The organism is uncultured Sphingomonas sp., from assembly GCF_964235535.1.
GTDB lineage: Bacteria > Pseudomonadota > Alphaproteobacteria > Sphingomonadales > Sphingomonadaceae > Sphingomonas.
Genome location: NZ_CAXSBH010000085.1, coordinates 1 through 5656, shown reverse-complemented (window position 1 = coordinate 5656; position 5656 = coordinate 1). Strand labels below are relative to the sequence as shown.

Genomic DNA, 5656 nt, shown 5'->3' with positions numbered 1-5656 from the left:
AGCGGCAGGAGGAGCTGGCGATGAACGGCTGGGCGATGGAGGCTCGGCTGTATGCTGAAAATCCGGCGACCGGCTTCTTGCCTTCGACCGGACGCCTCGAGCATCTGGTCCTGCCGGACTTTGTCCGCGTCGACACTGGTGTGGAGGAAGGGGCGGAGGTCACGGGCTTCTACGATCCCATGATCGCCAAGATTATCGTTCATGAGAAGTCGCGGCACGACGCCGTCGAGGAGCTCTGGGAAGCGTTGACCGAAATCGAGGTCTGGCCGGTACGTACGAACGCCGGATTTCTGGCGAAGCTTTGCCTTGACGAGCAGTTTCGGGCCGGTACGGCCGACACCGGCTTGATTCTGCGCGAGGGCGACGCGTTGATGCCGCCCGCGCTACCAAGCGAAGATAAACTTGCGGAAGCGGCCGATATGTTTGTCGGGGACCAACCGCTTTTTGGGTTTCGACTGAACGCGAGCGCCATCGACGAGATGCGGGCGTTGGTCGACAGACAACCCACCCTGCTTCCCCGGCGAAGGCCGGGGCCCAGCCGCGGTGCGGATCGAGGAACGTCGCTGCTGCCGACCACCGACCGCGTGGCTGGGCCCCGGCCTGCGCCGGGGAGGGTGCTGATCGCCGAAGCCGGGCAGACTTGGTCGATCGAATCATTCCGCGCTTTCGGCATCGCCGCAGGCTCCGCCGCCAACGGCGCGATCCTGTCGCCGATGCCGGGGCGGATCATCGCGGTGGATGTGAGCGTCGGCGACGTGGTCGTGACGGGCCAGAAGCTCGTCACGCTGGAGGCGATGAAGATGGAGCATAGCCTGACGGCGCCGTTCGACGGCACGGTGGCCGAGCTGTCGGCAGAGACGGGCGGGCAGGTGAGCGAGGGAACGCTGCTCGTCCGGGTGGAGCGGGACGCGGCCTAGCCGCGCCCCCGCCCGTCAGCCCTCGCCCAGCGCCGCCCGGGCCACGGCCTGGCCCTTGGCGTTCGAATAGAAGGCGTCGATCAGGTCGCCCTCGCCCCGGACCACCAGCCCGCGCTGGTTGGAGAATTCGCGGAAGCCTTCCATGCCGTGATGGCGGCCCATGCCGCTCATGCCGCTGCCGCCGAAGCCCATCGACGGCAGCGAGCTCTGTACGGCGCAGGTGTTGACCGCGGCCCCGCCCGAATGCGTGGCGCTCAGCACGCGGTCGGTGACCGCTTCGTCGTCGCCGAAAACATATAACCCGAGCGGCCGGTCGCCCGCGTTAATCTCCGCCACCGCCGCGTCGAGGTCGTCATAGGGGACCACTGGCAGGATCGGCCCGAAGATCTCCTCGCGCATCACGCGCAGGTCAGCGGGCGGATCGACGACGAGCGATATGGGCATGCGGCGCGTGTCGGGGTCGACGTCCTCGCGTCCGTCGAGCGCGACCACGCGGACCTGGCGGCCGCGCGCCTCGCCCAGCATATCGGACAGCCGCGCGAGGTGACGCTCCGAGATGATGCCCGTGCAGTCGTCGGAGCGCGAATAATCGGGCGATGCTTCGCCCATGAACGCGCGCGCGCCGTCGACGAAGGCCTCCATCTCGGCGCGGGGTACGAGCGCGTAATCGACCGACACGCACATCTGCCCGTTCTTGATGATCTTGGTGCCGATCACCGATTCGATGTTGCGTGGGCTGACCGATCCCGGGGTCAGGATCGCGGGGCACTTGCCGCCGAGTTCGAGCGTGACCGGGGTCAAGTTCGCGGCGGCGGCGGCCATCACTTGGCGGCCGACGCCTGGGCTACCCGTATAGAGCAGGTGATCCCACGCCACCCCCGAAAAGGCGCGCGCCAGTTCCAGCCCGCCGACCGCGACGGTGACGAGGTCGGGGTCGAACGTCGCCGCCACTATTTCGGCGAGCAGGTCGGCGCAGGCGGGAGTGTATTCGGACGGCTTGACGATCACGCGGTTGCCCGCCGCCAGCATGTCGACCATCGGCCCGACCGACAGGTCGAACGGGAAGTTCCAGGGGACCATGTTGCCGATCACGCCCTTGGGCTGGAGGCGCATCTCGGCGCGCGCCGTGCCGAACACGGCGGCGTCGATGTGCCGCGGGTCGGGGCGCATCCACGCTTCCAGGTTCTCCAGCACGTACGCCGCGCGGCCGATCACGCCGAGCACCTCGATCAGGTCGGACTGGCCCGCCGGGTGCGCGCCGAAGTCGTCCGCGACCGCGCGCGCGATCCGCTCGCGGTTGGACGCCATCATGCCCACCAGCATCTGCAACCGCTCGCGCCGGACCTCGATCGTCGGCGAGCGCTCGGCGGCGAAGGCGGCCTTCTGCACGGCGAACGCCGCATGGAGCGCCTGGATCGCGGCGGCGTCGTCGTCCGCAGGCGTCACGGGCGCGTTGTTCAGTATCGACATGATCAGGTCCTCTCGCGGAAGTTCAGCTCGCCGCGTTCATCATCGCGAGCAGCGCGGTCCGCTCCTCGCGCACGACCTCGGGCTCCGCGACCACCTGCGCGTGAAACTCGCGCAGCTCGGCGGGCACGTACCAATGCAGAACATCCTCATGGTACGCGCGCCAGACATGCTCGGCGACCTCACGTGGTTTGACCAGTCGCCACATGCCTTCGGTGGGGGCCAGCTCGCGCATCCGGTCCGACATCAGCGGCGTGTCGATCAGGCCGGGCAGCAGGTCCGCCGCGCGCACGCCGTAACGTTTGAACTCGATCGCGATCGCCTCCGTCAACCCGCGCACCGCATGCTTGGTGGCCGAATAGACGCTGATCCCGGCCGTTCCCCAGATCGCCGAGGAGGAGGAAGTGATCAGGTTCAGCGAACCCGGAGTGGCGCGCAACAGCGGCACCGCCGCGCGCGTCCCGATCATCACCCCCAGGAAGTTGATGTTCACGACGCGGGCGATCTCTTCCCACGGCTGCTCGTCGAACAAACCCCCGCCGATGATGCCGGCGTTGGAATGCATCAAATCGAGCCTGCCGCCCGTCCGCTCGCCGAACACCGTCATCGCGGCCGAAAAGGCATCTGCGTCGGTCACGTCCAGCTGGGCGAACAGGCCGTTATCGGCCCCGATCTCGTCCTTCAGCAACTCCAGCCCGGCGGCGTTGACGTCGTAGCCGCCGACGAACCAGCCCTCGCCCGCGAACAGCAGCGCGGTCTCACGACCGATGCCCGACGCCGCGCCGGTGATGAAGATCGACTTGCGTGTTTCGACGCTGCTCACGATGCGTTCTCCTTGGCCTTGCGGGCGTTCTCGCCGTCGAGTTCCAGGCCGGCGAAGTCGCCGCTCTCGCGCCAGACGCGGAGCAGCTTGGAGAATTCGATCGGACCCGCGCCGAACACGCCGCTCTTGGCGGCATTGGCCGAGCCGCGGCCCTCGTTGTTGTAATAGCCCGGCGTGCAATCCTCCAGCTGCTTGCGCCGCGCGATCACCCCGGCGACGATGGTGTCGACCCACGCCGCCTCCGCCGCCTCGGTCGGCTCGACCGCGCCTACGTCGTTGTTCAGGCAGTATTCGACGATGTGCGCCATGTGCGCCGCCTGTTCGGAGATCATGTGCGGAAAGTTGGGCGACATGCCCGACTGGGTCTGGCTGAGGACGAAGCAGTTGGGGAAGTCGCGCGTGTGCATCCCGTGGAGCGTCGACACGCCGTTTTCCCATTTGCGGTTGAGCGACAATCCGCCCACGCCGCTGATCGTCATCCCGCCGGACCGCTTGGCGTAGGAGGACGACGTGTCGAAGCCGGTCGCGAAGATCAGGCAATCGAGCGGGTGTTCGACCCCGTTCACGACCGCGCCCGTCGGCGTGATCGCCTCCACGCCCGCGCGGCCCGTCTCGACCAGGCTCACATTCGGGTTGTTGAAGGCCTGGAGATAGAGGTCGGAGAAGCAGGGGCGCTTGCAATAGACGCTGTACCAGGGCTTCAGCGCCTCGGCTGTCGCCGGGTCCGTCACGATCGTGTCGACCCGGTCGCGCGTCCCTTGCATCTTCTCGAAATCCGCGAGGTCGTGCAGCGCGGCGTAGTCGGCGCCCGGGCCGGCGGTCGCGACCTTTTCGCGCATGGCGCGGGCGAGCACGGTCCAGCCATCGCGGACTATGTCGGTCGGCGGCAAGGCCTGGGTGAACTGGGCGGAGAAGTTCTCGGTGCGCTCCCTTTGCCAGCCGGGCGGCAGGCTGGCCCACCATTCGGGATCGGTCGGGCCGTTGTCGCGCGGGTCGATACCCGACGGCGTGCGCTGGAACACGGTGAGGTGCTTGGCGTCGCGCGCCAGCGGCGGCACGCACTGGACCGAGGTCGCGCCCGTGCCGATGATGCCGACGCGCTTATCGGCGAGCTTCGTCATGGGCTCGGTCGCCGAACCGCCGGTATAGGAATAGTCCCAACGGCTGGTGTGGAAGGCGTGACCGGCGAACCCTTCGATACCGGGGATTTCGGGCAGCTTGGGACGGTTCAGCGGGCCGGTGGTCAGCACCACGAACCTGGCGCGGAGCACGTCGCCCTTGTCGGTCGTGACCGTCCAGCGCGCTGCGGCGCCGTCCCATTCCAGGCCCTTCACCTGCGTGGAGAAGAGCGCGCCCCGGTACAGGTCGTAGCGTTCGGCGATGCGGCGGCAATGCGCGCGGATCTCGTCCGCCTTGGAATAGCGTTCGACCGGCATGTAGCCGGTCTCCTCGAGGAGCGGGAAGTAGATGTAGCTCTCGATGTCGCAGGCCGCGCCGGGATAGCGGTTCCAGTACCAGGTGCCGCCGAAGTCGGAACCCGCGTCGGCGATGCGGATGCGCTGGACCCCCGCCTCACGCAGGCGGGCGCCCGTCAGGAGGCCGCCGAAACCGCCGCCGACGACGAACACGTCGACATCCTCCTCGACCGCCGGGCGCGGGGGCGCGGTGCCGTACGGGTCGTCGAGCAGGTGCGCGAAGCCCTGTTCGACGTCGCGGTACTGACGCTGGCTATCGTCGGTGGCGGTGCGGAGCTCGCGCTCGCGGGCATAGCGGTCGCGCAGGGCGTCGAGATCGAGATGGTCGGTGGTCGCCATGGCGCGGTTCCTTCAGATGGAGGCGAGCGGCGGGGCGGCGGCCCTCGCCTCTGCAAGCTTGCGGAGGTTGTCCTCGTGATCGTCTCGACCCAATCGGTAGCTGCTGAGCACCGCGATCATCGATAGCCAGAGCACGAGGATCGTGGGCACGTACCAGGCCCCGAGCCGCCACAGCGTGTCGGCGGGGATCTCGCCCGCCTTGGCGCCGACGGGGAAGGCGGACAGCGTCAGCACGAAGGAAGCGGCGATGAGGCCAAGGCCGAGCACCGTCTTTTTGACGAAGGTGATCGCGGCGAAGAACACGCCCTCCGACCGGCGGCCGGTGCGGAGTTCCGCCCGGTCTACCAGATCGGCGATCATCGCGGCAGTCAGCACCTGGAAACAGATGATCAGCGCGGTGTCGAGCGTGGTGGTCGCGAACACCAGCCAGAACACCGACGGATCGCCATTGGGCGGCAATAACCCGGCGAGCCGCAGGATGATCGGCAAGGGCGCGCCGATGAAGGCGACCAGCCCGACGATCATCGCGCCGCGTTTCTTCCCGATCCGCCGCGACACAATCGGGGCGAGCGCCGCTCCCAGCAGCGCCGACACGAAGACGCCCAGGACGATGATGCCGATCTGGCCGGAGTCGA

5 protein-coding genes are annotated in these 5656 nt (G+C 68.1%); 1 reads left to right on the top strand and 4 read right to left on the bottom strand.

Features of this window, described 5'->3' with window-relative positions; all coding sequences use genetic code 11:
* On the top strand, nt 1-917 hold a 917-nt coding region (locus ACFE7F_RS15320), incomplete at its 5' end, for a biotin/lipoyl-containing protein (RefSeq protein WP_375404715.1).
* Between the two features lie 15 nt (nt 918-932).
* Here the strand turns inward: ACFE7F_RS15320 and ACFE7F_RS15315 are convergent.
* From ACFE7F_RS15315 to ACFE7F_RS15300, 4 genes are all read right to left on the bottom strand, one after another.
* Nucleotides 933-2387, bottom strand: a complete 1455-nt coding sequence (locus ACFE7F_RS15315) for an aldehyde dehydrogenase family protein (RefSeq protein WP_375404714.1) — start codon at nt 2385-2387, stop codon at nt 933-935.
* Between the two features lie 22 nt (nt 2388-2409).
* Nucleotides 2410-3207 (bottom strand): SDR family oxidoreductase, encoded by a 798-nt coding sequence (locus tag ACFE7F_RS15310; protein ID WP_375404713.1) that lies wholly within the window; start codon nt 3205-3207, stop codon nt 2410-2412.
* Complete coding sequence (locus ACFE7F_RS15305) at nt 3204-5021, bottom strand: flavin-containing monooxygenase (protein WP_375404712.1); 1818 nt, start codon at nt 5019-5021, stop codon at nt 3204-3206. Before ACFE7F_RS15305 ends, ACFE7F_RS15310 begins: the two co-directional genes overlap by 4 nt.
* A gap of 12 nt (nt 5022-5033) precedes the next feature.
* On the bottom strand, nt 5034-5656 hold a 623-nt coding region (locus ACFE7F_RS15300), incomplete at its 5' end, for an MFS transporter (RefSeq protein WP_375404711.1).